General features: G+C 42.4%; 33 protein-coding genes. 11 read left to right on the top strand and 22 right to left on the bottom strand.

Annotated elements, in window-relative coordinates; translation table 11 throughout:
* Positions 1–52: 52 nt before the first annotated feature.
* Positions 53–1,582 (bottom strand): flotillin family protein, encoded by a 1,530-nt coding sequence (locus ACFQ38_RS10580; RefSeq protein ID WP_336823810.1) that lies wholly within the window; start codon positions 1,580–1,582, stop codon positions 53–55.
* Between the two features lie 24 nt (positions 1,583–1,606).
* Positions 1,607–2,140: a hypothetical protein gene (locus tag ACFQ38_RS10575; protein ID WP_336823811.1), complete on the bottom strand. Its 534-nt coding sequence runs from the start codon at positions 2,138–2,140 to the stop codon at positions 1,607–1,609.
* 226 nt (positions 2,141–2,366) lie between these two features.
* Between ACFQ38_RS10575 and ACFQ38_RS10570 the strand changes: the two genes are divergently transcribed.
* The 3 genes from ACFQ38_RS10570 to ACFQ38_RS10560 all read left to right on the top strand — a co-directional run bounded on the left by ACFQ38_RS10570 (position 2,367) and on the right by ACFQ38_RS10560 (position 4,353).
* Complete coding sequence (locus tag ACFQ38_RS10570; RefSeq protein ID WP_336823812.1) at positions 2,367–2,987, top strand: DUF47 domain-containing protein; 621 nt, start codon at positions 2,367–2,369, stop codon at positions 2,985–2,987.
* Between the two features lie 13 nt (positions 2,988–3,000).
* Complete coding sequence (locus ACFQ38_RS10565; protein WP_336823813.1) at positions 3,001–3,999, top strand: inorganic phosphate transporter; 999 nt, start codon at positions 3,001–3,003, stop codon at positions 3,997–3,999.
* A gap of 153 nt (positions 4,000–4,152) precedes the next feature.
* Entirely contained in the window at positions 4,153–4,353 is a 201-nt protein-coding gene (locus tag ACFQ38_RS10560) for a cold-shock protein (protein ID WP_336823814.1), read from the top strand.
* Between the two features lie 340 nt (positions 4,354–4,693).
* Here the strand turns inward: ACFQ38_RS10560 and ACFQ38_RS10555 are convergent, their stop codons facing one another.
* From ACFQ38_RS10555 to ACFQ38_RS10540, 4 genes are all read right to left on the bottom strand, one after another.
* Positions 4,694–4,828: a hypothetical protein gene (locus tag ACFQ38_RS10555; protein WP_336823815.1), complete on the bottom strand. Its 135-nt coding sequence runs from the start codon at positions 4,826–4,828 to the stop codon at positions 4,694–4,696.
* The gene (locus ACFQ38_RS10550; RefSeq protein WP_336823816.1) at positions 4,825–5,304 is read right to left on the bottom strand and encodes a hypothetical protein; all 480 of its coding nucleotides are present in this window, start codon (positions 5,302–5,304) and stop codon (positions 4,825–4,827) included. The genes ACFQ38_RS10555 and ACFQ38_RS10550 overlap by 4 nt, the downstream gene beginning before the upstream one ends.
* A 46-nt stretch (positions 5,305–5,350) precedes the next feature.
* Positions 5,351–6,001, bottom strand: coding sequence for a pentapeptide repeat-containing protein (locus tag ACFQ38_RS10545; protein WP_336823817.1), 651 nt, complete (start codon positions 5,999–6,001; stop codon positions 5,351–5,353).
* Between the two features lie 128 nt (positions 6,002–6,129).
* Positions 6,130–6,996 carry a methyltransferase domain-containing protein gene (locus tag ACFQ38_RS10540; protein ID WP_381480713.1) on the bottom strand — a complete coding sequence of 289 codons (867 nt, stop codon included), beginning with the start codon at positions 6,994–6,996 and terminating at the stop codon, positions 6,130–6,132.
* Positions 6,997–7,150: 154 nt separating this feature from the next.
* On the opposite strand from ACFQ38_RS10540, the gene ACFQ38_RS10535 reads away from it, so the two are divergent.
* The gene (locus tag ACFQ38_RS10535; RefSeq protein WP_381480710.1) at positions 7,151–8,281 is read left to right on the top strand and encodes a CAP domain-containing protein; all 1,131 of its coding nucleotides are present in this window, start codon (positions 7,151–7,153) and stop codon (positions 8,279–8,281) included.
* Positions 8,282–8,354: 73 nt separating this feature from the next.
* Positions 8,355–9,494 (top strand): zinc-dependent alcohol dehydrogenase, encoded by a 1,140-nt coding sequence (locus tag ACFQ38_RS10530; protein ID WP_336823820.1) that lies wholly within the window; start codon positions 8,355–8,357, stop codon positions 9,492–9,494.
* Between the two features lie 44 nt (positions 9,495–9,538).
* Here ACFQ38_RS10530 and ACFQ38_RS10525 read toward each other — a convergent pair whose 3' ends face one another.
* Positions 9,539–10,096 (bottom strand): superoxide dismutase family protein, encoded by a 558-nt coding sequence (locus ACFQ38_RS10525; protein ID WP_381480708.1) that lies wholly within the window; start codon positions 10,094–10,096, stop codon positions 9,539–9,541.
* Between the two features lie 112 nt (positions 10,097–10,208).
* On the opposite strand from ACFQ38_RS10525, the gene ACFQ38_RS10520 reads away from it, so the two are divergent.
* Complete coding sequence (locus ACFQ38_RS10520) at positions 10,209–10,532, top strand: hypothetical protein (RefSeq protein WP_336823822.1); 324 nt, start codon at positions 10,209–10,211, stop codon at positions 10,530–10,532.
* A gap of 13 nt (positions 10,533–10,545) precedes the next feature.
* Here ACFQ38_RS10520 and ACFQ38_RS10515 read toward each other — a convergent pair whose 3' ends face one another.
* Together ACFQ38_RS10515 and ACFQ38_RS10510 are read right to left on the bottom strand one after the other, a co-directional pair.
* Complete coding sequence (locus ACFQ38_RS10515; RefSeq protein WP_381480706.1) at positions 10,546–11,226, bottom strand: phosphoribosylaminoimidazolesuccinocarboxamide synthase; 681 nt, start codon at positions 11,224–11,226, stop codon at positions 10,546–10,548.
* A 146-nt stretch (positions 11,227–11,372) separates the two neighbouring features.
* Positions 11,373–12,416: a GGDEF domain-containing protein gene (locus tag ACFQ38_RS10510; RefSeq protein ID WP_336823824.1), complete on the bottom strand. Its 1,044-nt coding sequence runs from the start codon at positions 12,414–12,416 to the stop codon at positions 11,373–11,375.
* 204 nt (positions 12,417–12,620) lie between these two features.
* On the opposite strand from ACFQ38_RS10510, the gene ACFQ38_RS10505 reads away from it, so the two are divergent.
* On the top strand, positions 12,621–13,340 hold the full coding sequence (locus tag ACFQ38_RS10505; RefSeq protein WP_336823825.1) for a YebC/PmpR family DNA-binding transcriptional regulator: 720 nt from the start codon (positions 12,621–12,623) through the stop codon (positions 13,338–13,340).
* A 567-nt stretch (positions 13,341–13,907) separates the two neighbouring features.
* Positions 13,908–15,428 (top strand): D-alanyl-D-alanine carboxypeptidase/D-alanyl-D-alanine endopeptidase, encoded by a 1,521-nt coding sequence (gene dacB, locus ACFQ38_RS10500; protein WP_381480778.1) that lies wholly within the window; start codon positions 13,908–13,910, stop codon positions 15,426–15,428.
* Positions 15,429–15,501: 73 nt separating this feature from the next.
* Here dacB and ACFQ38_RS10495 read toward each other — a convergent pair whose 3' ends face one another.
* Positions 15,502–15,885: a hypothetical protein gene (locus ACFQ38_RS10495; protein WP_336823827.1), complete on the bottom strand. Its 384-nt coding sequence runs from the start codon at positions 15,883–15,885 to the stop codon at positions 15,502–15,504.
* A 196-nt stretch (positions 15,886–16,081) separates the two neighbouring features.
* Here ACFQ38_RS10495 and ACFQ38_RS10490 point away from each other — a divergent pair, with 196 nt between their 5' ends.
* From ACFQ38_RS10490 to ACFQ38_RS10480, 3 genes are read left to right on the top strand one after another with little or no spacing between them, the layout of a single operon-like run.
* On the top strand, positions 16,082–16,975 hold the full coding sequence (locus tag ACFQ38_RS10490) for a hypothetical protein (RefSeq protein ID WP_381480703.1): 894 nt from the start codon (positions 16,082–16,084) through the stop codon (positions 16,973–16,975).
* Positions 16,976–16,994: 19 nt separating this feature from the next.
* Positions 16,995–17,342 (top strand): VOC family protein, encoded by a 348-nt coding sequence (locus ACFQ38_RS10485; protein ID WP_381480776.1) that lies wholly within the window; start codon positions 16,995–16,997, stop codon positions 17,340–17,342.
* Positions 17,343–17,365: 23 nt separating this feature from the next.
* Positions 17,366–17,836: a DinB family protein gene (locus ACFQ38_RS10480; RefSeq protein ID WP_336823829.1), complete on the top strand. Its 471-nt coding sequence runs from the start codon at positions 17,366–17,368 to the stop codon at positions 17,834–17,836.
* A gap of 101 nt (positions 17,837–17,937) precedes the next feature.
* Here ACFQ38_RS10480 and ACFQ38_RS10475 read toward each other — a convergent pair whose 3' ends face one another.
* The 12 genes from ACFQ38_RS10475 to ACFQ38_RS10420 all read right to left on the bottom strand — a co-directional run bounded on the left by ACFQ38_RS10475 (position 17,938) and on the right by ACFQ38_RS10420 (position 25,354).
* Complete coding sequence (locus tag ACFQ38_RS10475) at positions 17,938–18,174, bottom strand: hypothetical protein (RefSeq protein WP_336823830.1); 237 nt, start codon at positions 18,172–18,174, stop codon at positions 17,938–17,940.
* A 15-nt stretch (positions 18,175–18,189) separates the two neighbouring features.
* The gene (locus ACFQ38_RS10470; RefSeq protein WP_381480700.1) at positions 18,190–18,576 is read right to left on the bottom strand and encodes a hypothetical protein; all 387 of its coding nucleotides are present in this window, start codon (positions 18,574–18,576) and stop codon (positions 18,190–18,192) included.
* Positions 18,577–18,692: 116 nt separating this feature from the next.
* Entirely contained in the window at positions 18,693–19,661 is a 969-nt protein-coding gene (locus tag ACFQ38_RS10465; RefSeq protein WP_381480774.1) for a S66 family peptidase, read from the bottom strand.
* A gap of 14 nt (positions 19,662–19,675) precedes the next feature.
* Positions 19,676–20,134 carry a GNAT family N-acetyltransferase gene (locus tag ACFQ38_RS10460; protein ID WP_381480698.1) on the bottom strand — a complete coding sequence of 153 codons (459 nt, stop codon included), beginning with the start codon at positions 20,132–20,134 and terminating at the stop codon, positions 19,676–19,678.
* A 1-nt stretch (position 20,135) separates the two neighbouring features.
* Positions 20,136–20,648: an NUDIX hydrolase gene (locus tag ACFQ38_RS10455; protein ID WP_381480696.1), complete on the bottom strand. Its 513-nt coding sequence runs from the start codon at positions 20,646–20,648 to the stop codon at positions 20,136–20,138.
* Between the two features lie 10 nt (positions 20,649–20,658).
* Positions 20,659–21,357 carry a nucleotidyltransferase domain-containing protein gene (locus ACFQ38_RS10450; RefSeq protein ID WP_381480772.1) on the bottom strand — a complete coding sequence of 233 codons (699 nt, stop codon included), beginning with the start codon at positions 21,355–21,357 and terminating at the stop codon, positions 20,659–20,661.
* Positions 21,344–21,766, bottom strand: coding sequence for an NUDIX hydrolase (locus ACFQ38_RS10445; protein WP_381480694.1), 423 nt, complete (start codon positions 21,764–21,766; stop codon positions 21,344–21,346). The genes ACFQ38_RS10450 and ACFQ38_RS10445 overlap by 14 nt, the downstream gene beginning before the upstream one ends.
* A 9-nt stretch (positions 21,767–21,775) precedes the next feature.
* Entirely contained in the window at positions 21,776–22,315 is a 540-nt protein-coding gene (locus ACFQ38_RS10440) for a GNAT family N-acetyltransferase (protein WP_381480692.1), read from the bottom strand.
* A 759-nt stretch (positions 22,316–23,074) separates the two neighbouring features.
* Positions 23,075–23,995: a helix-turn-helix domain-containing protein gene (locus tag ACFQ38_RS10435; RefSeq protein ID WP_336823836.1), complete on the bottom strand. Its 921-nt coding sequence runs from the start codon at positions 23,993–23,995 to the stop codon at positions 23,075–23,077.
* A 274-nt stretch (positions 23,996–24,269) separates the two neighbouring features.
* Entirely contained in the window at positions 24,270–24,461 is a 192-nt protein-coding gene (locus tag ACFQ38_RS10430; RefSeq protein WP_336823837.1) for a hypothetical protein, read from the bottom strand.
* A gap of 2 nt (positions 24,462–24,463) precedes the next feature.
* Positions 24,464–24,733 (bottom strand): hypothetical protein, encoded by a 270-nt coding sequence (locus ACFQ38_RS10425; protein ID WP_336823838.1) that lies wholly within the window; start codon positions 24,731–24,733, stop codon positions 24,464–24,466.
* A gap of 129 nt (positions 24,734–24,862) precedes the next feature.
* Positions 24,863–25,354 (bottom strand): hypothetical protein, encoded by a 492-nt coding sequence (locus ACFQ38_RS10420; protein ID WP_381480689.1) that lies wholly within the window; start codon positions 25,352–25,354, stop codon positions 24,863–24,865.
* Positions 25,355–25,505 lie beyond the last annotated feature (151 nt).

Raw genomic sequence — 25,505 nt, 5'->3', positions numbered from 1 at the left:
GTCAACAAGCTGAACACCCAAACCGCCAAGCGGTTTGGGTGTCGATTGCTTATTATTCTTCTTCAGCAGCCGTCTCTGATTTGGAGGCGCGGATTTCTTCTGTTAAGTTGTCGATACTTGGGCGTAAATTGTTTTTGCCTACATAGCTTTCCATCATTTCTTTTACATCGATACCTGATGAGGCTTTCAATGATTCTTGCAATGTTGACATCAGGTTTGTGGCATAGGAAGTGACTTTATTGGCACCGCCGCCTTCGCCACCGCCTGTGTCAACGACTGTAATTTTGTCGATGTTGGAAAGTGGGCTTGCAACTTGTTTCGCGTATTCAGGGATCATCCTGACGATCATATCGAGCACAGCAGCTTGGCCGTATTGTTCGAAGGCTTCCGCAATTTTTCGTTTTGCTTCCGCTTCTGCAAGACCTTTCATGCGGATAACATCTGCTTCGGATTCACCTTGTGCCCTTTGTGAATCGGCTTTCGCTAGACCATCGAGCCTAATCTTTTCAGCTTCGGCAGCTGCACGCGCTTCGATACGGTATTTCTCAGCATCTGCTTCCGCCAATTGACGAGATTTATCAGCAGCTGCATTTTGTTCGATTGCATAACGGTCCGCATCCGCCTTTTTCTTCACTTCTGAATCGTATTGTTTTTCACGGCGTAGTATCTCTTTTTCTTCCAATTCAATTTGTTTTTGACGCTCGATGATTCGAACTTGCATCTCTTGTTCAGTTACTTCTTGTTTCGCACGTGCGGATTCCAATTCGTACGCTTGGTCTGCGCGCGCTTTTGCGACATCTTGCTCGCGGCGATATTCGGCAACCTTCAATTGGTTTTCCTTTTCCGCTTCTGCGATTTCTGTCGCGCGTTCCAATTCGGCACGCTGTGCATCCTTATCTGCTTCCGCCCGTTTAATGCGTGTTTCTTTCTCCGCTTCTGCTGTCGCAATGTCTGCGTCACGCTTCACTTGCGCAATTCGAGGCTTACCTAATGAATCAAGGTATCCATTTTTATCCCGAACATCTTTAATTGTAAATGAAACGATGACTAATCCCATTTTTGCAAGGTCCTGTGTCGCAACACGTTGAACTTCTTGCGAGAACTTATCACGATTTTTGTAAATTTCTTCTACTGTCATCGATCCTAAAATAGAACGTAAATGACCTTCCAAAACTTCTTTTGCTTCGTTTTCACGATCCTCTTTCGATTTGCCTAAAAATTGTTCTGCTGCTGTTGCAATTTCAGAAATGGATCCACCGATTTTAATGATGGCAGTTCCATCCGCCATAACCGGTACACCTTGCTCCGTATACACTTCGGGCGTCGTTACTTCCAATTTGCTTGAAAGTAAGCTTAGCGGCTCTGATTGTTGGAAAATCGGAAATACGAATGTACCGCCGCCTCGGATGATTTTCACCCGATTGCCCGAATCATCCGTATGTACATTTTTGCTTCCTAAATAACTACCCGTAACGATTAATGCCTCATCCGGGCCAACTGTTTTGTACTTGGAAATATAAACAAGTACGATTGCTAACAGAATAAATACGACAATCCCGATGACAATAAAAATTCCTGGCATCTTTATTTCCCCCTTTTTGAATAATTACTTAAAACGGAAAGGCTCGTATTCTTTTACAATAAACGTCCCTTCCTTTACCTCAATGATCAATACTTCTTTCCCGTAATCAATCTCTTGATTCTCATAACCCGCCGCTCGCTTTGAAATGATTCCATTGACAGTGTCAATGACAATTTCCCCATAACCATCGGCTGGTATCGGAACAATCACCTTTCCTACTTGCCCTGTCAAAGAATCATCCGTATAGGCCAATGAGACTTCTGCGGACTTTAAAGGTAGGAGTACGAAGAAGTACAAAAGGAAATCCAATGCGGCTGCAACCCCTGCTGCTATAACCAAGATGAGTGCATGGTTCCATTTCGTTGCAATTTCCAAAATATATCCAATCGCAGATGTAAAAGTAATAAAAGCCAAAATAACTGCTGGATCCAACAGCGGGCTAGCTTCGCCAATTCCTTCTGTAATGTCGCTGAAAAACAAATACAATACCGTTGCCAACCCCGCAATGATCAAAACTGTCAAATAGACGTTCACAACCGGCATGCCGAACAGCTCCATATCTTCACCTCCAATTCCATACGAGCGCGCTTCGCAGGAAGTAAGTTACCTTCTAAATTTATATACGAATGGCTTCTGGTTAAGTTTCAATTTTCTATGAAATTTTTTTACGATTCTTGTCACATTATCTTTACAATCATGTGTTTAAATTTGTATTTATCTTTGTCGATTTTTGCTATGATAGGTACATTGAAATTTGATTCCGGAAACGGATGGAGGCAGAAAGATGTTTAGTCAACGTAAAACTGATCCTTTTTTCGCTGCACTGCTGTCGATTGCTGAGCATGTAAGAGAAGCTATGCATTATGCAAATGATTTTAAAGTGACTTCAGTTGCAGACTTGAAGGAAGTAAGCATTCGGCTGAAGGAGTATGAGACGACTGGAGATGACATGATCCATGACCTCATTTCGAAGCTGAACACTTCATTTATGACGCCTATTGAGCGAGAAGATATTTTACAGTTAGCAATTAAAATGGACGATATCCTTGATGGCATCGAACATTTTTCCGCAAATCTTGAAATGTTTTCGCTTACTGATATCGATGAATACGTACAAAAATTCATGGATAACATCGTGAAAAGTTCGGATGAAATCGTGAAGGCGATGGAATTGCTTTCGCGGAAGAAGTTGGTTGCGATGCGCGATCACGCTGTTTTGATAAAAGAATATGAACGTATTTGCGATGAAGTCCTTCGTACGTCCATTAAACAACTATTTATCCGTGAAAAGGATCCGATTCGGATTATCCAGTTCAAAGACGTTTATGAACTATTAGAAGACATTGCTGACCATTGTCAAGACGTGGCAAATGCAATTGAAACGATAATTATGCGGAACGCGTAAGGAGCTCTTTTTTATGGATATGGTATTGTATTTAACGATAGCAATTGTCGTTTTTGCTTTGGCATTTGATTTCATCAATGGTTTCCACGACACGGCGAACGCTATTGCGACATCCGTATCAACGCGGGCGTTAAAACCACGTACAGCGATTTACATGGCTGCCGTCATGAATTTCATAGGCGCCTTAACATTTACTGGTGTTGCAAAGACAATTTCAAAAGATATCGTTGATCCGTTCGTATTGGATAATGGATCGTTAGTTATTTTAGCTGCACTCATTTCGGCAATTGCCTGGAATTTAATCACTTGGTATTACGGAATTCCTTCGAGTTCCTCCCACGCCTTGATCGGTTCAATCGCAGGCGCTGCCATTTCTGCAGCCGGATTTGGAATTTTAAACTACGGCGGTTTCCTGAAAATTATGGAAGCCCTTATACTATCCCCGTTCATCGCAATAGCGGGCGGTTTTCTCATGATGTCCCTGTTCAAGGTTTTGTTAAAAAACCGGAATTTGTTTAAAGCAAATAAAAGAATCCGCTATTTGCAAATCGGAACTGCCGCGCTGCAATCATTCACCCACGGTACGAATGATGCGCAAAAAGCGATGGGGATTATTACGATGGCATTGATTGCAGCAAACTTGCAAACCGGTGATGACATCCAACTATGGGTCCGCATAGCTGCCGCTACGGCAATGGGGCTCGGAACTTCCATCGGTGGTTATAAGATCATTAAAACAGTCGGCGGAAAGATTATGAAAATCAGGCCTGTCAATGGCGCAGCTGCGGATTTGAACTCAGCAATGATCATTTTCGGTGCTACATTGATCCATCTGCCAGTCAGCACGACTCACGTCATTTCATCATCCATTATGGGCGTTGGTACGGCACAACGCGTTAAAGGCGTAAAGTGGGATGTCGCAAAAAAAATCGTTATGACATGGATTATTACATTGCCGATCTCAGCTACATTAGCTGCGATCATCTATCAGCTCTTAGACATATTTTTTTAAATCTTTTTGCTTGCATTGAGAAAAGAGCTCTGCTATGATAAAGGAGAATTATTTTTGTTCGGCGTGATGGTCACGATTCATCGCTTGACCGCTTCAAGACTTGAGCAAGGATAGTAACACAATGTGCCATTAGTGCACGAGGAGGAAACAAACATGGAACAAGGTAAAGTAAAATGGTTTAACGCAGAAAAAGGTTATGGCTTCATCGAACGTGAAGATGGCGACGATGTATTCGTACACTTCTCCGCTATCCAAGGCGACGGCTTCAAAACTCTTGAAGAAGGCCAAGACGTGACTTTCGAAATCGAACAAGGTCAACGTGGACTTCAAGCAACTAACGTTGTTAAAAACTAATTTAACTTTTACATTCCAAAACCACTTTCTTCGGAAAGTGGTTTTTTTATATGTACTGGAATACTTCTTGAAATTGATTGCGATAAATAGCGTTGCAACTGGGCAAAATCTTCATCGATCTCGATGTTGCATAACAACCGCTCTGATGAGGTGCCTGCCCGATACTTCAGTACAATCATTCAATACGATCAGGTATCTTGCTCAACCGCCCAATCCCAGGCAGCATTCCGCACGATCCTACCTTATAGCCCCCCAATGTATTACCACAACTGCCCAATATCACACCACATCCAAAAACGCATCCAGACTCAACGTCTGAATGCGCGCCGAAACCCCACTTTCAATCAACAATCACTGTCTCCACTGTTGTTCCGCTTTCATCTTTTTCAAATTGCGCCATCATGGCGAAGTAGATGACTGCTACGATAATCAGAACGAACAGGACGAGGCCGATGACGAGCGTTCTGCCTTTCATTCTTTATCACCTCCGCCTACGATGCGTTCAAACTTTTCTCCGTGTAAATAGTCAACCGCTTCTTCGTAGTCTCCGAAGCCATCTTCGAGGTTGTAGCCGTGGTAAACATTGAAGAACCCGTCTTCCTCAAGCAGTGTTAGCTTTTGTCCTTCGGCGTTCTGCCAGATTTCTTCAAGCGGTTCCTCTTCCTCTTCTTCAGTCGATAATGCATGGATTGCGTCATTTATCGTTTGAATCAATTCTTCTTCGGTCGCTTCCCGGATATTGACGAGGCCGCGTCCATCAGGTTCGTATCCTTCAATGCCTTCCACATATACGAAGCCATTGCCGTTCGGATGCAAATGCTGAACGACGACCGTTTTTTCGTACAAACTCTCTTCATAATGGTAGTTGAGCCGTTTCATGGACACTTCCTTCTTCGAAAGTTCCGGGAATGTCTCTTCTATAATTTTTTGTTTTTGTTCGAATGTTAACATCGATTTTTTGCCACGCTTTCTGTTTCAAAGTGATTTTAGTATACCATCAATCTTCTTTCACCATTAAACCCAATACTTGTGCAAACCCGATCGCCTGCTCTTTGGAGACGATGCAGCCCGCGATTTTCGGCAAGCTCACTTCGATGCGATCGTATGTATTTCCGGATAAGTCGACCCCTTCCAAATCCGTTTCTGAGAAATTGCTGTTCTCTAATTTGCAGCCTTCAAAACGAACTTGTGCAAAATTACACTCGTAAAAGTCGGAATCCGTCAAATTGCAATCTGTATAATCCACTTCCTTCAACTCCGAGAAATTGAAGTTCATATAACGTCCTTCGCATTCCGTAAAAAGAACATGGGCCAATTTTCCACTTGAAAAATCTGCGCCTGTCAGTTTGGAATGAATGATTTCGCATCGGCGGAACACTGCGTTTTCAAATACCGCATTCGAAAAATCGCATCGTTCAAAAACGACATCTACAAATTCTGCACCTTTCATCTCAGCACTTGAGAAAGACACATCTTTGAATAAGCAATCATCGAAAACGAACCGTTCCTCTTCTCCCCCATACACCGTTCCCCCTTCAAAACGGACCTTTTCAACGAAGCGATCCTTTCCCCAAATATCTTCAATGTTCATCCGTTCATGCTCTGCCGACAATTTCGGCTTTTGCCGCTTGCCCTTCTTTTCAGCCAATGAAATCTCCCCTATCTCGTTTTAAATTCAATAAAAACGACAATTAAAATTACAACTACAATCGCCAATATATAAAACCAACTTGGAATTGCGCTAATTCCACCAAACATCCAACACAGCTCCTCTCGTCAATGACGCCTCTTATAGCCAGAAAGAATTCTTAAGTCGACTGTCATTTCATGCAAACCGGCTTGCATTGCCTGTCCAATTTTCGCTTCATCAGCATTCCATGTTAGCGGCGTCATGCGAATAAGCGAAGCTAATAATGATTCTGACAATGAAAAACGGTAAGTGATCTGCTCTGTTTCAACTTCATCGAAATATTGGCTGAAACATTCTAAAAAATTCGTATCCTCCTTTTTCTCACCGTCATGAAAGATTTCACGTAATTCCACCAAATATTTGCTCTCCGGTACAACTTTCATCATATAGCCGTCCGAACATAGAATACGTCCAAATTCTGCGTAATTCGCAGGAGATAATATATTTAATACGGCATCGAATTTGCCATCTTGAAATGGACAATTCGCAAGGTCTGCCACACTCCATACATAACCTGGATAATTTTTTGCTGCGGCGATTATCCCTTCTTTCGAAATGTCGATTCCCGCTCCTGTTGCATTGCCCTTCAACCGGGAATGAATGATCGATAAATGCGTGCCCTCCCCACAACCAGCATCCAAAAGAAGTGGCCGTTCCCGATTTTCGAACTGCGCATCCAACCGGGAAACGATCTGCTCAATAACCGGCTCAAAAAATCCGCTCCGCATCACTTCAGTCCTCGCCTCGAACAAAGATTGATCGTACTTTGTCGCATGTGCTTGCGGCGACAGATTGACATAGCCGTTCTTCGACAAATCAAATGAATGACCATTCCCGCAAACGAGGCTTGCCCGATCGATAAGCTTCATATCCAATCCGCAGTTCGGGCAGATGAACAGCGGCTCGTTTTCTTCTATTACAAGCGCATTTTTCATTTTCTTCGATAATGTCATAGTCATTCTCCGTTCCATCATTGTCCTATCAGTATACCGTCTTTTCCTCCTGCCTGAAACTCTTACGGACAACCGTGCGTATATAGGATGTCTGAAGCATATGCTGTATTCATCGCAGCCTTTGCGGGTACAATGAAAGAGAGGAGGCGATCCCGTGAAAAGACTATTTATATTTCTTTTATTCATAGCAGGACTCTATATCGCAAAACCATTATGGGAGGAACCCGTTTCAAAATACATCGATCTTTCATTCTTAGATTCAGTTGAAGATAAAGTGGATCAAACATTTACTAAAGAAACGATGTCAGAAACAATGAGCTCGATTCGTACAACGATGGATAAACTATTTTCTTTCTTGACTTCTAAAACAGCTGAAGTGGAACAATTCATTCCTAAAAAAGTGGATAAGCCTTCCTTATCAGCACCTGATCACTCAGCTTTTTCCATTCACAATATTGAAATCGGCTCTACGGAAGAGCAAGTAAAATCCGAATTAGGTGAACCGCAAAGTCATTCTATGAATGAATACGGTACAGAATGGTTCACCTATCATGAAAACTATCAAAATTTCGTTATGATCTCATTTGATGAAAAGTGGAAAGTGAATGCGATTTATACGAATGACGATCTCATTTCTTCAAAAAGCGGCGTTCAATACGGCACACCGAAACCCGAAGTACGGGAAGCATTGGGAGAACCGTTAAAAGAAATCCGAAAAGGGTTAAACGTCTTTGTATTCCAGGAAAATGAAGGAATGGACTTATTTAAATTAGGCGATCTATACGCTTATGTGTTTTATGATCTTCACGAGCAAGATACCGTCACAGCAATCCAGTTAGTGACGACAACTTTGGAGCATAAAAAAGTCGGCATGTACGCGGAAGGAGACGTCTCTTTGCGTAACGGCTTCGAACAGCAGCTGTTCGATTTAACGAATGCTGCACGCGTTAGGCATGGACGTTCTATTTTGCAATGGGACGACACAATTTCCGTAACAGCACGCAAGCATAGTATGGATATGGCGATCAATGATTATTTCGCCCATGATAATTTGAAAGGACAATCCCCATTTGACCGGATGAAAGAGGATCATATTTCCTTCCGCAAAGCTGGGGAAAACTTAGCATACGGCCAATCGAGCAGTATTTTTGCCCACGAAGGTCTTATGAACTCAAAAGGCCATCGAGATAATATCTTAATAAAAGACTATAGCCATTTAGGCATCGGAGTTGCTTTCAATGAAAAGTCTCAGCCCTACTACACGGAAAACTTTTATTTAAAATGATTCTTTCCATTTCTCACGACTATATCTACTATTGCGGGGAATTATAAGGGATATAGTTATGAGGAGGGATTCAATGAAAGCTGTAACATTCCAAGGTGTGAAAGACATCCAAGTGAAAAAGGTGGATGCTCCGAAAATCGAAAAACCGGATGATATTATCGTCAAAATTACATCCACCGCCATTTGCGGATCTGATTTGCATATTTATTTAGGAGCTTTGCCGACCTATAAAGATTACGTCATCGGCCATGAACCGATGGGAATCGTTGAAGAGATCGGACCGAATGTGACGAAAGTGAAAAAAGGCGACCGTGTCGTCATTCCGTTCAATATTTCTTGTGGACAATGTTTTTATTGTGAGCATCAAATGGAAAGCCAATGCGATCATTCGAACCGAAATCCACATGTGGATACGGGTGGTTATTTCGGATTCACGGAGCGCTACGGGGATTACTCAGGTGGACAAGCTGAATATTTACGCGTTCCTTACGGGAATTTCACACCTTTTGTCATTCCTGAGTCTTGTGAATTGCCGGATGAAGCCCTTCTGTTCTTGTCTGATGTTTTGCCGACTGCCTATTGGAGTGTAGAAAATGCCGGTGTAAAACAAGGGGATACTGTAGCTGTTTTAGGTTGTGGACCAGTTGGTTTAATGGCCCAAAAATTTTCTTGGATGAAAGGCGCAAAACGTGTAATCGCCATCGATCACGTTCCATATCGACTGAGGCATGCTGTGGAAATGAACAAAGTAGAAGCTTTCAACTTCGATGAGTATGACAATATGGGAGCGCATATTAAAGAATTGACGAGCGGCGGAGTAGACATCGTCATCGATTGTGTAGGCATGGATGGAAAGAAAAACATTGCGGAGAAAGTCGGGCAAAAAATGAAACTGCAAGGCGGAACATTAAGCGCAATTGAAATCGCCCATCAAGCTGTCCGCAAATTTGGCACAATCCAGTTGACCGGTGTCTACGGCTCGCTCTACAATATGTTTCCTCTTGGACATCTGTTTGAACGGAACATTACGTTAAAAATGGGTCAAGCTCCTGTCATCCATTTTATGCCAATGCTTTTTGATCAAATTTCAAAAGGCGAATTCAATCCGACAGAAATTATTACTCATGTCGTTCCGATGGAGGAGGCTCCTGCCGCGTACAAACATTTTTACGAGCACGAGGATGATTGCATTAAAGTAATTTTAAAGCCTTAAATGAAAATTCCGGCCCGCGCACCTATTGCACGAGCCGGATTCTTTTATTGTTTCGCCGTAATTGCTGCGCAAGCAATTCGATTACCTGAATTTCCTGCTGGGTCTGTTTTATAATCGTCCGGCTTTTCGTGGATAACAATTGCACTGCCGTCTTCATCCAAAACGGAGTTTTCAACACCGCGTTTCAATGTAATCTCTTCAGTCGTCAATTTCATTGAAACGACTCCTTCTGAATCTACTTCGATATTCGGCAAATCACCTAAATGGAAACCTTTTGGATTATCAAATCCATGCTCTCTTCCAGTCGGATTAAAATGGCTGCCTGCAGATTCGAAACTCGGCGCTTCACATACACCAGTTTCGTGGATATGGATGCCATGCTCGCCGGGAGGCAATCCTTCAGCCTGTACATTGATCGTAACGCCTTCCCTATCTTCCGTCAAAGTCACTTCACCAATCTGCTTGCCTGCCGAATCCAGTAATTGTGAGACGATCGTCTCCACCTTTTCACCACTGACCGGTAATTTTTGATTCGTTTTCCCACATCCGGCTGCGACTATGCAAAAAACTGCAATGACGGCAATTAACCACTTTTTATTCACATATATTCCTCCTCAATCATTTCTCTTGCCAAGGTTTGCCTAAAGTTAAGCAAATTATGAGTGGAAACTTATTCCTACCCGGGGCGTCCATATAGCGAAAGGAGGGAACTTCATGAATATTCATAGTATGTTCATTGCTATTGCAGTTCTGATCATTGCAGGTCAACTTCTTACCATTCTGTTCATCATGAAAAATCGATTCGTTTTTGCCAACCGCTTTCTTCTCTATTGTACATCCATCCTACCTGTCCTCATTGCTTTTCAATTAGGTTTACTGAACGGCACAGTCATCGATGAACTTGGGATGAACGGGAACGCAACGCTGTTTTACTTGATCATTGCTATCATTTCACTTGGACTACTAACACTGTGGTTTTCATTTTCCATTTCAGCGAAAATCGAGAAAACCGCTGCGCATTCCTCTTCTTTGGAATGAACAGCGGTTCTATTTAATCGAATAACAACTTTTCAAGATCAAGCGGCGCTATGTACTGACCATCTTTATATACACGCATATTGCCTCCGGAAATCTCGTCGATCAGCATGACATTTCCTAATGCATCGCGACCAAACTCCAACTTAATATCGTATAAATCAAGCCCTTTTGCAGATAGATCTTCCTTTACAATTCGGGAGATTTTTTTCGTTAAGGCTTCTAAAATTTCATATTCATCCTTCGTTAAAATACGTAACTCTTCTAAAGCATTTTGCGAGATTGGCGGATCATTGCGATCATCATCTTTAATTGTCACTTCGACGAAAGCATCAAGCGGTTGCCCTTCTTCACAATAGGCGCCGTATCTGCGCAAGAAACTACCGACTGCCCGAAAGCGGCAAATAACTTCCAGCCCTTTCCCGAACACGGTTGCAGGCTTCACCGTCATCGATACTTCGTCCAAATCCGCATCGATATAATGTGTCGGAACACCTTTTGCTTCCAGTTCCTCAAAAAAGTATTTCGTCATGCGGAGTCCTGATTTCCCCGCCCCTTCAATCGTCAATCCTACTGTGTTGGCGCCGGGATCAAATACACCATCTTCCCCGGTTACATCATCCTTAAACTTCAATAAAACATTGCCATCTGTTAGCTTATATACATCCTTTGTCTTCCCTTGGTATACAAGATTCATGCCCACGTTTCCTTTCCATTCGAAAATGTAGTGCCACAATCAGTATAAAGTACTTTCCCTCTTATAAAAAGAGAAAACCTGACTCGTATATCCATTAAACCATCATGCATCCAAATATGTTCATAGAGCAATACTATAAATGCCAATCAAGTTACAATCTTGCCCGTTACTCGGTTCCTGCCTTTTTCCTTCGACAAATACAATCGTTTATCTACACGCAACAAAATCGTTCCCGCGGTATCGCCTTCCATATTGCTTGTCACACCAAAGCTTGCTGTTACTTGTCCAACATATGGAAAGTCATGCGCAGCAATTGCCAATCGTAATTTTTCGGCAATTTCATACGCAATGCATTCAGGTTCCTTGAGAAGGACAATGAACTCCTCTCCTCCCCATCTGCCGATATGCTGTTCAGCAGACAACTGCTGTCGGACGATCTGGGCAACCGCCTTTAGTACTTCATCGCCTGCTTGATGGCCAAATTGATCGTTCACACGTTTGAAAAAATCAATATCAAAAAAGACGACTGACACTTCTCCTAATTTAACCGTTTCATGTAATAAATCTTTTAGCCAAATATCAATTTGATGGCGATTTCCGACTTGAGTCAGCTGATCGACATAAAATTGCTTCTCAACCGCTTTGATTTCTATATATGAATTGATTATTGACTGAGCGACAAACAAAATGACGATATAAATAATAGATGCAACATAAAACTGAAGCAATGAATCTCGGAATCCATCATGTAAGCCACCATACAATAGCACACTTGGAATGAATGGGAGAGCAACGACTACAATGGAAGCAAACAATGCAGACTTTCTGGGAAGCACCATAAAAATATACATCATAAATAATGGATACCAAATTGTAAAAATACTTAACGCATCGTTTTCTCCTGTTTGATAGTTTAGAAGAACTTCAAATAAAATCGTAACAACATAATAGCATCCAATTATGACGATAAGAAATTTTTCGAACAAGACGAATGGATGCCTTTTATATGCAAGGATCCATAGGGTAATATAAAAAAGCATAAATATAATAGTACAATAAAACTGTAGCGAGTAATTACGAGTCGCAACTTGTAATAGTAAAGTGGATATAGCTGCCACCAATAAGCCGGGTAAGATGAACAAATAGGTTATTCTCTTTAAATCATTTATTGAATTTACATTTTTGAACATGCCTACCCTCCTTCTCTTTCTCAATGTTAGCGAGTCTATCGTTATCTGTCTAATAATCATCATCAGCCATCTTTTGGTAAAAACCATTCCTTTCGACTGTAAAACTCTTGCGAACTATTGAGATTTTTCACTTGTCAATATTTAGCCTACGGGTGTATAATAACTCGATTGAACTTAAGCTCATATCGAAAGAGAGTGGTTACGATGGGCCGTAAATGGAATAATATTAAAGAGAAAAAGGCTTCAAAGGATGCAAATACGAGCCGTATTTACGCAAAATTTGGCCGTGAACTTTACGTAGCAGCAAAACAGGGCGAACCCGATCCGGAATTGAACCAAGCGTTGAAAATGGTCGTGGAACGCGCAAAAACATATAATGTGCCAAAAGCGATTATCGATCGCGCAATCGAAAAAGCGAAAGGCGGTGTCGAAGAGAACTACGACGAGTTACGTTACGAAGGCTTTGGCCCGAACGGCTCGATGGTCATCGTCGATGCGCTTACAAACAATGTCAACCGGACAGCATCCGAAGTGCGTGCTGCATTTGGGAAAAACGGTGGAAACATGGGCGTTAGCGGCTCAGTCGCTTACATGTTCGACGCGACGGCCGTATTCGGTTTAGAAGGCAAATCTGCCGATGAAGTTTTGGAGATTCTAATGGAAGCAGACGTAGAGGTGCGCGACATTTTAGAAGAAGAGGATACTGTCATCGTCTACGCTGAACCGGACCAATTCCATGCTGTGCAAGAAGCTCTGAAAGATGCCGGCATTACTGAATTCTCAGTAGCAGAGCTGACAATGTTAGCACAAAACGATGTTACATTAGACGCAGACGCCCAAGCGCAATTCGAAAAAATGATCGATGCGCTTGACGACTTAGAAGACGTTCAGCAAGTGTATCATAATGTTGATTTAGGTGAATAAAGTACAAACCGCCTCACGATTCCTTCGTGGGCGGTTTTTTTACATGCCTATGCGGCTTGTTGACAATTGAAGTCACCGGGATAGCGCTTTTCATTAGGACAATGGCATCTGAATAGGGGTATGCTCAATTTTGGATGGTGAGTGATCGGTTCTCATATGCAACCACTCGATTCGCATACCTAACCGCTCGATGAAACTTCGCAACCGCACGACGTACAGTCCCAACCGATCGATATTTCCTCACAAACGATCGATAAGCTTACTCATCCGATCGTTTCATCCTGTTTACCGCCCGATGTGCAGACTCAACCGCTCGATAGTCTTGCGCAACTGTACGATAATATCTGCTTACAATCGATTCGCTTCCCTATCCGCACAATCTTGCTACAAATAAGCGGTAAATGCTTCATGATAATCTACATCTTTCTTCTATACCCATTCCAAGCTCCCCAACCCCATCAAATAGTACTTATTCATCAATTTATGATTTTCTGCAAGTTATACAGCGACCAGCGCTAAACTATAGTAAGATGAAGGAAAATCGAAAGGATGTGTCGTGAATTGAATTTGAAACAGACGATGAAACGAACGTTTTTGACGCTTGCTATGGCAACTGTCGCATTTTCTCCAATCGTTTATGATGGACAACATCAAACAGTTGCAGCATCTGATGCATTGACGAACATTGCAGCGATTGATTCGACATCCCTAAGAAATAAGATCGATACAATACTTGAAGATCCGAAGCTGTCCGGTGGCATTACCGGTGTTACGGTAAGAGACGCGACGAATGGCGAGGTTCTTTATTCGCACATGGGCGACATCCGTTTGCGACCCGCTTCCAATATGAAGCTGTTGACCGGAACAGTAGCGATGGACGTGTTAGGACCCGACTATCAATTCTCCACCGAAGTGCTGACGGACGGCTTAGTAAAGGGGTCAGTGCTTGGTGGAAATCTATACTTAAAAGGAAAAGGCGATCCTACTTTAATGAAAGAGGACTTGGATCAGTTCGCCAAACAACTAAAGGAAAAAGGCATTTCAAAAATTAGCGGCAATTTGATTGCAGATGATAGCTATTACGATGATGTCCGCTATTCACAAGACTTGAACTGGTCAGATGAGCATAATTACGTCGGCGCGCAAGTGTCTGCATTGACACTTTCTCCAAATGAGGATTATGACGCAGGAACGGTCATTGTTGAAGTGAGCGCTGGCAATAAAACCGGCGTTGCACCGAAAGTGACCGTCACGCCTGAAACCGATTCTGTCGAGATTATCAACAACGCAAAGACTGTTGCAAAAGATGAAAAGAAAAACATTTCCATTGAGCGCGAGCATGGCACGAACCGAATTTTCATTGAAGGGAATATGCCACTTGGAGCCGACAGTTCCAAGTCATGGGCTGCTGTCTGGGAGCCGACAATGCTGACGCTCGATGTATTTAAAAAATCATTGGAAGCGGAAGGCATTACAATTGAAGGAAGCGGTGGAATGAAAATAGGCACTGCACCTGAAATGGCGATTGTTCTCACTTCAAAAAAGTCTGTGCCCTTGAAAGAGCTTTTCATTCCATTCATGAAACTAAGCAACAACGGACACGCTGAAACTTTAGTAAAAGAAATTGGCAAAGTGCAGAAGGGTGAAGGTAGCTGGGATGCAGGCCTTGCGGTCATGAAGGAACAACTAAAGGAGTTCGGTGTCAACACAGATACTATAGTCCTTCGCGACGGTTCGGGAATGTCGCATAAGAACCTCGTTTCCGCTGATGAGCTTTCGAATTTGCTCTATAATGTGCAAAGAAAAAATTGGTTCCCCGTGTTTGAAGCTTCTCTTCCTGTTGCCGGCGAAGCTGATCGGATGGTTGGCGGTACGCTGCGCAACCGAATGGGCGAAGGATTGACAAGTGGAAACGTCAAAGCGAAAACAGGATCCATTACTGGCGTCTCCACCCTTTCCGGCTATGTTACGGCGAAAGACGGCACTGAACTGATTTTCTCGGTGTTGATCAATAATTATGTAACCGGCCCTGTTACGCCGATTGAAGATGCAATTGCGAATGTACTCGCAGAATACGACAGCAACTAATCGAACTTGAACAGGCATTCCCGTATATTAGGGATTGCCTGTTTTTACGGATTTGGTAGTGTTTTTATTTCTTCTATGATAAAGAAATATACAAACATAATAGAAATGCAATACTCGATAAGGGTGTCATAACGACCCTTTCTTTTCTACTTCGGGAAACTATATTTGCTATCGTATTAAAGCCAAGGAAAATTGTAATAGCCCACACGAATATGTTTGTGGATGAAAAATTAAAAGCATGGAAGACATTCGTATGTTGTAGAAAAATGAAGCCCATAAACAAGAGTATGATTGCATTGAACACACTTACAATACGAAGTTTTTTTGGTAAAACCTTATGAAAGCCCCCCATTGCAAACTCGCCTAATGGAAAACCAAGTGAAAGTAGCACTTGAAATACTGCTATAGACACAAACATAATTGCAACAACGACTGATAATATTGAAGCAATATCCATTTTTAACACCTCCTAACATTATTCCTCAATCAGATTCAACTATCTCTACGAACATTGAATTCTTTAAGTTCAACACTGATAATATTTTATTCAACGTATCGGCGACATTACCTTCTCATTTATAAGATTTTTTAAAGGATTCACCAATAGTAATAGCGAATAGATGTATATCCGTAATGAAAGTGAGGGGGTTCCTATGGAAAAATTATCAACTGAGCAATACCAAAGCGCTGTAGAGTTTCTTACAACAAAAGCTCGTCCATTGGAGAAGGCGCTGTTTGAATTCGAGTTTGAAAATGGCAGCCGATCGCGTGTTTTGGAGGAATTGAAAATGTATCAAAATGAAGATGGCGGTTTTGGAAATGGGCTTGAGCCTGATTTCCGGTGTCAGGCCTCTTCGGCGTTGGCGACGACAATCGGGCTTCAGCATATGATCCGCATCGGGGCGGATGAATCGGAGCCAATGGTTCAAAAAGCGATTCAATATGCTTTGCAAACATTTGATGAGGATCGTATGGGATGGGAAATTGTTCCCGAGGAAGTAGAAACCGCACCGCGCGCCATTTGGTGGAATTATGGCGGGGACTGGCCTTGGGGGAATCCAAGTGCGGAAATGACTGGCTTGCTTCATTATTACAAAGGGCTTGTACCAGAGAATTTCTTGCGTAAGTTGACAGAGCATGCCATTACATACATCAACCATTTTGCAACAAACGATCATCACGAAGCGCAATGCCTCGTCAAATTCATTAATGAATTACCTGCGGAAGATGCAGCAAAAATAGCTGAAAGAGTTCGTGAAATTGCACAACATAGCGTAACGACAGATCCGGAAAAATGGCATGACTATTGCCTTCTCCCTCTTCAAATTGTGTCTTCACCAAAGTCCTTTCTCTATGAAGATTTTAAAGAACTCATTCCTGCCAATATCCATCATCTTCTTCGCACGCAGGCAGCGGATGGCAGCTATAAACCAACTTGGGATTGGGGACAATTTGAGGACGTTTGGGAAACTGCTAAACAGGAATGGAGTGGCGTTCTGACACTCGATCACCTTAAAACGTTAAGAGCATTTAACGCAATTTCTTAAAGGAGGCTTCGTGAATACGATGCTATTTGAAAAGGTGGATACTGTTTTTATTCCCGTCCAAAACATCGAAAAAGCAATGCCATTTTACGTCGATGTGTTAGGCGGAACGCCCGGTTGGACAGACAACAATGGAAACTATCAAACGATAGCATTCGGAAATACTTCTGTGACACTATGCAGCATTGAGCACAAGCTTGAAAAGAAGCTAGACACAAGTCTATTCAGCTTATATACAACATCCATTGAAAAAGCGCATGCGTATATTGCATCTCACGGTATCGATGTAAGTGAAGTAAAGGAAGAAGGCGCAGCATATTTTATTATGAAAGATCCCGACTGCAACCGGATAGAAATCTGTTCTTATTAATTTTGGAAAGCATAGGTGACAAGATGAACATATATGTAAAGACAACATTGCATCAAATTTCCATAGCAGTGCAATCGATTATTGCCATCATGGACTCATTAGAGCAAAACGACCTATCGATACAACCAACCGAAAACAAATTATCCATCGGCGAATTGTTGACGCATCTATCCGTCATTTGCAAAGCGGATCTTCTCATTTCCGATGAAGCCTCTGAGGAACAAATGAGCAACTTCTATTCCTCTAGTTCCCTACAATCAATAGAGGATATGAAAAATGCGTTATTGACGAACTTCGCATTGTTAGAAAACCGTTATCTTCATTATACCGAAGAGGAACTAATGCAAACGACAACATCCTATTGGGGTGTCTCCTATACACGATTTGAATGGTTGATTGAAATCTCCAATCATCTTTACCACCATCGCGGGCAGCTGCATGCCATGCTTGTTCATTGCGCTATGAAAGATCCCGACGTTGCGTTGTTTGAATGAGAGAGAGGTAGTCCTGTTAAGTAAGGAACATTTTCAATAAAATAAAAGTGTCTGCAGAGCATTAAATTCGTCATTCATTGTTCTGCAGACATTCTATAGATTTAATCCGAAAAATTCTTGAATAGCACATCCAACTCTTTCGCATCATACATTGTTCCTTCAGCGATAAACTTCTCAATCTCCACTGTGCCATCATCCATAAATTCAACTTCCCATCGTTCTCCTGGAACTGCTACTTCAACGAGAACACTTTCTGAACGAATTTTGCTTAAACGGTAAATTATTTTATTCTGATCCAACTGATTCAAAAAAGTATTGAAGGTAGCGAATATCGTCATTCTATCTCTCCCCAATCACAGTTCTAAATGCTCACTCATCTCAAACACATCAAAAACATTTTTTTGGATAATCAGCGACATGATTTTGCCTTCTTTTTCAAAGTAATGCACATGGCCAACCCGTTTATCTTCAAGCTCCGTCCAGCCCCATCTTTGGATTTCCTCCAAATAGTGTTCCGGAGGGGTGCCTTCTTCATCTCCGATGCCTTTCAACTTGTACTTTGCCGATTTCGTGATTTCCGTCGTACAATCTTCCGGCCTTAGCTCATAGGCATTTTTCGGAACCGGAAAGCCTTCATTAATAACCGCCATCCGGTAGCCATCTTCCTCCGTATATTCATACGTACAACCTGTCAATAGCACAGCGGCAAACAGCAACATTGAAATTAATAATCTCCTCACTTCAGCAACCTCCTTACGGAAATGTCACAACTGTTACTTTCAGATTAATAGGAAAGTTACTGTTTGTCTCCCAACGATTTTGTGACAATAGAAAGAGGAGAAAGCACCTACAACATCTAAAATTTCAAAAGCTTTATTAACCCTTTCGAAGCATCCACCTGCACTTCCCCGCCGAGTGGGAAGGTAAACATCGGCTGTGTATGGCCGAAATCCACATCATAGAGCACTGGAATCATCTTCAACATCGGGTGTTTGTCGAGAATGAACAGCAACTGTTCCTCCGACATATTTGATGCCCGCTGAAATCTGCCTATAATAAGCGCCTTGATCGTTTCGGCATTTTGCAATAAAGACGTCAAATCCCTTGCAAATGTCTCGGGAATTGTCATTTCATCGTCCTCAATAAATAAAACCGCGTTTTCGATCGTAGGCATATACTTCGTACCTTGCAGCAAATTGAGCGTACATAAATTGCCGCCCCACAATTCCCCGGTAGCTGCTCCGGCATTATACGTCTTCCAAACCGTCTTTTCGAAATGTCGAATCCCTTGATCTCCGCGCCACCAAATGTCATCGCTCCATTGTTCAGATGGCTTCAGTTCAAACGGCTCCTCCTGCATGAGACATTGCGTAAAAAATTGCGTCTGGTAATCTTGGCCTTCCTTCATTTGGAAACTCGAAAAATGCGGTCCTGAATACGTAATAAATCCACATTGCGTTGATATTGCGTTAGCTATCGCTGTAATATCGCTATATCCACATAACACTTTCGGATTTTGTTTAATCAATTCATAATCAATATACGGCAAAAGTTCATTTGAATTAAAACCGCCGATAACCGTCAATATCCCTTTCACATTGCCATCACCAAAAGCATCATGCAAATCCTCTACTCTTTGCTGAATGGACGTTGAATTTTGCAAATCCCTTTCAAAAACATGATTGCCAAAGGTGACTTTAAAGCCCAATCGCTCAAGCTGCTCTTTCGCTAGTTCAATACCATCTGCGGATAAAATATTAGCGCTACGGCTTGGGGCAATTACCCGTATTTCATCTCCCCGCTTCAACTTCTCCGGTATTCTCATCATCATTCCTTCTTTCATTTTTGAATCTCCAACCTTAAACGAACCATATCCATACATTGAATGCCATTTTCCATAATGATCTCGTCATAATGCTCAACAAAAAAATCTTTGATGATGCCCTCAATCCGAAAACCGCATTTCTGATAAAGCGCAAGCTGGCCGATGCTCGAATTGCCTGTTCCGATTTCAACTGCTTCATAGCCTTGTCTCTTCGCAACGTCAATAGCTTCTTGCACTAGTTTCTTGCCAAAACCCTTCCCTTGCTTATCTTCGTGAACAGCAATGTTTTTAATTTCCACCACTTCCTCAGTAAGCGGAACAATTACAAAGACACCAATAACCTCACCATTTTCCTCGGCGATGTAGCACTCGCCTTCCGCTATGTACTCTTCAACAAGCTCCCATGACGGGTCGGCCATTAAAAGCAGATCAAACGGAGGCTTGTCATTACTGTGCAAACTTCTAATCTCCAAATCAAACACCCTCTTTCTCAACAGGCTGCAATGCCAGCTTCATAACCGCTTCGTACAATTCATGCCAACCTTTATAATAGTCTCCTACTTTATCTGGATTGATCAATGTTCGCTCCGATGATTCAAAATCCCCTTCAAACGGCAGAAATTCCGTAATATCCATACGATAAAAAACTTGGTACCCCACTTTCGGATAAGGACTCGATTCATTCCAAAGCGGATTTTTTTCGTGATTTACTTCAATAGAGCCCAAAAGCGTACAATTGCCTTCTACGTACGCCTCCTCCATCACTTCACGATAAACGCACGACTCGACTGTCTCGCCAGCTTCAATATGCCCTCCCGGAAAATCCCATCCCCGGTCGTTCAAGTTCACCATAAGGAGCTGCCCGTCATGAAAACAAAATGCATGGACACTCGTAACCACTTGGCGATCCGGCATAAGCTCCGGCATCCACGTAAGCTTCAAATTATAACCTCCACGCGGTCCCCAGTTGACATACATACTCTGCATTGCACAGTCCTCACTTTCCTATAGAATAACCTGCAAATAACCTACCTCCAAACGGCTCCAACACTTCATCCACGATTTGAATAACCGCTTCCCTTTCTCCGTGCTTATAAAATTCTTGGAACGCCGCCAAGAATCGATCGGCAAAATAGACATCATACTGCCTTAATGCTCTAACGATCCATTTCGAAGCACCGATCCATTTCCCATTCGTCCGCAGCACAAATTCATGCGCCGCTTCAGCAATTGCATTTGCAATAAACAACGCTTCCGCTTCATCTGATGTCCCGATGAAGTCATCTAACAAATCAGATAACATGTAGCGCTTCGTCTGCAGCACACTGTCCGTCCACTCTTCAGGCCCTTTTCGCAACAACTCATCTGCCTCTCCCTTAATTCTATGAAGAATGCCGGAATCGACAATTACGATGCCTTCCGACATCATGCGGGCCAATGACGGACGAGCCCTTTCCGCATCGGAACGAAAGAAATCTTTATAGCTACTTTGCGTATGCACAAATACCTCAATCGGCCAACCATATTCGACATGCGATTCCCGGTAAGCAGACGTCAGCCCATCTTGTATAACGACAATATCTAAATCTGATGTTGGTGTTTCTTCTCCCCTAACGACACTTCCTGCAAGAACAGCAGCTTGACAATCGGGAAAAAACTCATTAATAAATTGTGTTGCTGCGTCAATTGGTTTTATCCGGTGCATGTTCTTTCCCTCCGTTATATTTGAATAGCTTTTCGGCAATCTCAATCGGCCTAACATCAACTGACAGCAGCTGATTGATCGGCATCCACATCGGCTCATATGTCCCACGGTTCCGATCCGCTTCAAATTCTTCTCCTGCACCAGTTCCAAAAACCCCACCGATAATTTCTGCTATGAAATAATGCTGCGTTCCATTAAACTGGACAGTTCCAAGACTTTCTTTAGTTTTAATATGTACGCCCAACTCCTCAAACACCTCTCGAATCGTCGCTTGCTCTGGACTTTCTCCATCTTCCATGCCCCCGCCTGGAAACACATAATACTCCGCCCCATTACGAGTTCTCTTAATAACGGCGACTTGATCCATATCTACAATGACAGCAGCTCCTCGATTTCTCATATGAAACCCTCATTCCCGCTTCTTTTCAATTAACCAGCAATCCCGATACTCTCCTTCATGCCACTCATGCTTCGGCAAAAGCTTCACCTTCTTGAATCCGGATTTCTCATAGCACCGAATTGCCCGTTCGTTCCAAGTTTGAGGATCCATGACGATACGGTCCGCCTTTCGGTCTGTGAATAAATAATTAACTACCATTTCTACAAGCTGCGTTCCAATCCCTTTATTCCAATAAGAAACCTCGCCGATGAACTGATCCATTCCGTAAATCGTATTTAGCGCATCAAAATATCCGTAAATCTCTCTTTCTTCATCTCCAATTGGATAAAACTGTACATATCCAATCGGGTTCTTCTCATACAAAATAAGACACCGCAATTCATCTCCCGCCTCCCCGAAAAAGTCCTCTTCAACTTGCGCCAAATCCGCAGGACGATCTCTTCCTTCGTAATATTGAAGGACTTCCGGATCAGACAACCACTTCACCATTAACTGCTTATCCTCTTCAATCAATTCCCGAATGGCCAGCCGACCATTTTGTAAGAACATCATTATCGCCCCCATCTTTATATTATAAATTTAAAAAGACCGCAACGATGTTGAAGCATCGCTGCGGATCATAGTCGCTGATTCCATTTCGAGTCAGCGTCCCCAAAGCAGAACATCCACTTGAGTCCGCTAAAACTCAAGGGTGGATAATGTATTTTGTACTACGATTCGTGTAGTACAGATGATCATGCCGATGATCAATTTCGTGCAATAGACCATAACGTTGCAACAACGAGATACCGATCACCTTTGAAAACCTATGCTATTATCCCCTAATTATACCATCCGACCATTCCCACTTGCCAGACAATTCGAACTCGCATAGTTAACGATCATGCTTACATACTCATAAACCCCTGCAAGGACGCATAAACCCACTCACAGACTCATTAACTCCAACAAGGACGCATAAACCCACTCACAGACTCATAAACTCCTGCAAGGACGCATAAACCCACTCACAGACTCATTAACTCCAACAAGGACGCATAAACTCACTCACAGACTCATAAACCCCTGCAAGTTCGCATAAACTTACCCGCCAGACTCATAAACCCCTGCAAGGACGCATAAACTCACTCACAGACTCATAAACCCCTGTAGGTTCGCATAAACTTACCCGCAAGACTCATAAACCCCATCAAGAAAGCATAAACTCACCAAACAGGCGCATAAATACAGCTCTTACACCACTTTCAGCTCAATCCAAAAAGCCCCTCTTCCAAAAAGCAACACCAGAATGTAGGCTGCTTTCCCATATCAATTCACTAACAACGCATGAATCCACCCGCTAAGCGTCGCTTTATCTACAAAAGGCGCCAATCGTGCAATCGTCTCCGGATCCAGATCGACAATTTCCCTTTCATCCACAAGTCGCTTCAAAACATCTCTCCCTAAGAAAGGGGCAAGCGAAACGAGGCATTTTGAATCCAACTCACCGTCTACCGTCCGATCTACTAAACTGCTTAATTTGCCCTTGCTGCAAAAAGGAGCAAGCCGCACGATATCTCTCCACTCTATTCCTTCACGAATCGCTTTCTCGATTAATTCATCCACCATGTCCTCCCCAACAAACGGCGCCAATCGAGCGACGATAGCGAAATCCAGCTCATCTTTATTTGCTTTTTCAATTAATCCCCTTAGCGCCTCTTTACTGCAAAACGGCGCTAATTTTTGCACAAACTTCATATCGACGCCTTCCTTCGCAACTCCAATTACCAATCCATCTAACAATTCTGTTTCCACAAAGGGTGCAAGTTGTACAATCAGATCTTGATTAAACAGTCCCTTATTAACCCGTTCTGCCACATCCGCCAATTCACTCGCCTTTAATAGAGGAGCAACTTCAATAAGCCCTTCCATATCCGCTTCACCCGTATTGATCATTTCTGCAACTTCTTCCCGGCGGTTTTCAGTAAACCTTGTCATCATTCGACCAATATTATGGATATACGTCGAGCTGTCCTTATCGGCTCCCCCATTCATTAACTCATCAACTGACACACCAAACGTTTGCCCGACAACCATGAGTGTACCGATATCCGGCAGTGAATCACCACGTTCCCATTTCGACACAGCTTGGTGACTTACATTTAACCGATCCGCCAACTCTACTTGTGTCCAATCCCTTTCCTTTCGCAATTTCGAAATATAACTTCCAACCTTAACAGAATCCAACATCCAAACTACCTCCCCAAAAAGTTTCAGTGCGCACTGTTAACTTCAGCGTAGCATATTGTTATCCCATCTCCTATCAACTGTTAGTTGAATGTAAGATTCTACTCATAGTGGAATCTTTTTATTGGCCTTTCAAACAGATACTTCTTTTGATGGAAACCTATTTTGAACTACATTTATTTTGGACAACGTCCCGATAGACGCTTTATGAACAGGATTAACCATTTAAAAAGGAAGCCAATTTTTCATAACGATTGGCTTCCTGTTCTTTCACTATTCACTCCAACCATAATGTCAATTTCGATTCATCAATACGACCCTTCACAACTCCGATGTCTGCAATCGTAAGTTGCCCATCTTCTACAATCGGCTTCTCGTCCAACAAAATTTGGACATGCTCGCAATGGAAAATGTTTTCATCATTCAGCGCAATGACTGGCTGCTGTAAAAGAAACTCTTGTTCACCCATTTTCAAACGTACAAAATTTTCATGCAGCACTTTTTTCCGCGTGCTGTAATGTTCATCGGATCGATGCCTGTAATTCGGATTGCCCCATAGATATTGAGCACATATCGTGCTTTTTGAAGTGCCTTGTCGATCTTTTCGTCACGCTTTTGAAATATCAGATGAATCAGTCTTTTCGCATCTGCTATTTCAAGATTGTTAATGCTCTTTTGCACCGGCTCTACAAACTGTTTTACATACGCGTATAACGTCAGCTCAGATTGCATGAAATCCACTTGCCATCCTGCGGACAATTCATCTAATAAAATACAAAGGAATAATCCGGCACTGTAGCAACTTCTGCGTAATGTAGAATCTTCTATATTCAGTAAAGGTTTTCCGTAAGAACGAATTTCTTCCTTCTTTTACATACCACTTCTAACGATATACGCATTTAATTCTACATAATATGCTGGGTCTTCGACTGTTTCAATGAGCTGCTCATATTCCATAAACTGGCCAATCACTTCAGCTCGACGCTCTCGATATGAAATAAATTGATTCAAGTCGTTAACTCTCTCTGCTATATCTGTTGCCATGACAGACTTGTACAAATGCAGATGCTCCTGTTGGCGCAATGCGATGTTTTCTGCATCATTCGGATACGTGATGCCCAACACTTCATCAGGGAACCTCGACTCCCCTTTCACATATTGCAATCTGTGAAACAGTTCATGGGCAAGCACAGAATATAACCGACTATCATCTGCAAAACTATCTACTTTGACAATTGCAGTTGGATACTCTTTAAATAAAATCAATGTAATTCCAGCAAAACCCTCACTCCATGGAATCTCCACAACTGCTTCTGAATAAAAAGGATGATGATACAAATGCACAATTTCATCAGTGTACAACGCATACGCGACAGCTTGAAAATCAGGACAAAGAACAGATAGCCACTTATCATCGAGATGCTCTGTTCATTCATGTAAATCTATGGACAAAGCTTCATTCCCCCAATATCCTATATTTTACTGACAATGTTTTTTTTGCGATGATGCCCCT

It is taken from the genome of Sporosarcina contaminans, assembly GCF_042679045.1.
Classification (GTDB): domain Bacteria; phylum Bacillota; class Bacilli; order Bacillales_A; family Planococcaceae; genus Sporosarcina; species Sporosarcina contaminans.
The sequence above is the reverse complement of the archived record's forward strand: the minus strand, read 5'-3'. Positions and strand labels throughout refer to the sequence as shown.

What these genes read in the sequence shown, in the direction of transcription:
- ACFQ38_RS10520 (WP_336823822.1), top strand. Translation starts at nt 10,209, where the DNA reads ATGAATATTCATAGTATGTTCATTGCTATTGCAGTTCTGATCATTGCA.
- ACFQ38_RS10540 (WP_381480713.1), bottom strand. Translation starts at nt 6,996, where the DNA reads ATGACATTATCGAAGAAAATGAAAAATGCGCTTGTAATAGAAGAAAAC.
- ACFQ38_RS10455 (WP_381480696.1), bottom strand. Translation starts at nt 20,648, where the DNA reads ATGCAGAGTATGTATGTCAACTGGGGACCGCGTGGAGGTTATAATTTG.
- ACFQ38_RS10510 (WP_336823824.1), bottom strand. Translation starts at nt 12,416, where the DNA reads ATGTTCAAAAATGTAAATTCAATAAATGATTTAAAGAGAATAACCTAT.
- ACFQ38_RS10505 (WP_336823825.1), top strand. Translation starts at nt 12,621, where the DNA reads ATGGGCCGTAAATGGAATAATATTAAAGAGAAAAAGGCTTCAAAGGAT.
- ACFQ38_RS10485 (WP_381480776.1), top strand. Translation starts at nt 16,995, where the DNA reads ATGCTATTTGAAAAGGTGGATACTGTTTTTATTCCCGTCCAAAACATC.
- ACFQ38_RS10530 (WP_336823820.1), top strand. Translation starts at nt 8,355, where the DNA reads ATGAAAGCTGTAACATTCCAAGGTGTGAAAGACATCCAAGTGAAAAAG.
- ACFQ38_RS10495 (WP_336823827.1), bottom strand. Translation starts at nt 15,885, where the DNA reads ATGGATATTGCTTCAATATTATCAGTCGTTGTTGCAATTATGTTTGTG.
- ACFQ38_RS10465 (WP_381480774.1), bottom strand. Translation starts at nt 19,661, where the DNA reads ATGAGAATACCGGAGAAGTTGAAGCGGGGAGATGAAATACGGGTAATT.
- ACFQ38_RS10570 (WP_336823812.1), top strand. Translation starts at nt 2,367, where the DNA reads ATGTTTAGTCAACGTAAAACTGATCCTTTTTTCGCTGCACTGCTGTCG.
- ACFQ38_RS10440 (WP_381480692.1), bottom strand. Translation starts at nt 22,315, where the DNA reads ATGTTCTTACAAAATGGTCGGCTGGCCATTCGGGAATTGATTGAAGAG.
- ACFQ38_RS10480 (WP_336823829.1), top strand. Translation starts at nt 17,366, where the DNA reads ATGAACATATATGTAAAGACAACATTGCATCAAATTTCCATAGCAGTG.
- ACFQ38_RS10445 (WP_381480694.1), bottom strand. Translation starts at nt 21,766, where the DNA reads ATGAGAAATCGAGGAGCTGCTGTCATTGTAGATATGGATCAAGTCGCC.
- ACFQ38_RS10555 (WP_336823815.1), bottom strand. Translation starts at nt 4,828, where the DNA reads ATGAAAGGCAGAACGCTCGTCATCGGCCTCGTCCTGTTCGTTCTGATT.
- ACFQ38_RS10435 (WP_336823836.1), bottom strand. Translation starts at nt 23,995, where the DNA reads ATGTTGGATTCTGTTAAGGTTGGAAGTTATATTTCGAAATTGCGAAAG.
- ACFQ38_RS10430 (WP_336823837.1), bottom strand. Translation starts at nt 24,461, where the DNA reads ATGGGTGAACAAGAGTTTCTTTTACAGCAGCCAGTCATTGCGCTGAAT.
- ACFQ38_RS10580 (WP_336823810.1), bottom strand. Translation starts at nt 1,582, where the DNA reads ATGCCAGGAATTTTTATTGTCATCGGGATTGTCGTATTTATTCTGTTA.
- ACFQ38_RS10475 (WP_336823830.1), bottom strand. Translation starts at nt 18,174, where the DNA reads ATGACGATATTCGCTACCTTCAATACTTTTTTGAATCAGTTGGATCAG.
- ACFQ38_RS10550 (WP_336823816.1), bottom strand. Translation starts at nt 5,304, where the DNA reads ATGTTAACATTCGAACAAAAACAAAAAATTATAGAAGAGACATTCCCG.
- ACFQ38_RS10490 (WP_381480703.1), top strand. Translation starts at nt 16,082, where the DNA reads ATGGAAAAATTATCAACTGAGCAATACCAAAGCGCTGTAGAGTTTCTT.
- ACFQ38_RS10515 (WP_381480706.1), bottom strand. Translation starts at nt 11,226, where the DNA reads ATGAATCTTGTATACCAAGGGAAGACAAAGGATGTATATAAGCTAACA.
- ACFQ38_RS10565 (WP_336823813.1), top strand. Translation starts at nt 3,001, where the DNA reads ATGGATATGGTATTGTATTTAACGATAGCAATTGTCGTTTTTGCTTTG.
- ACFQ38_RS10560 (WP_336823814.1), top strand. Translation starts at nt 4,153, where the DNA reads ATGGAACAAGGTAAAGTAAAATGGTTTAACGCAGAAAAAGGTTATGGC.
- ACFQ38_RS10575 (WP_336823811.1), bottom strand. Translation starts at nt 2,140, where the DNA reads ATGGAGCTGTTCGGCATGCCGGTTGTGAACGTCTATTTGACAGTTTTG.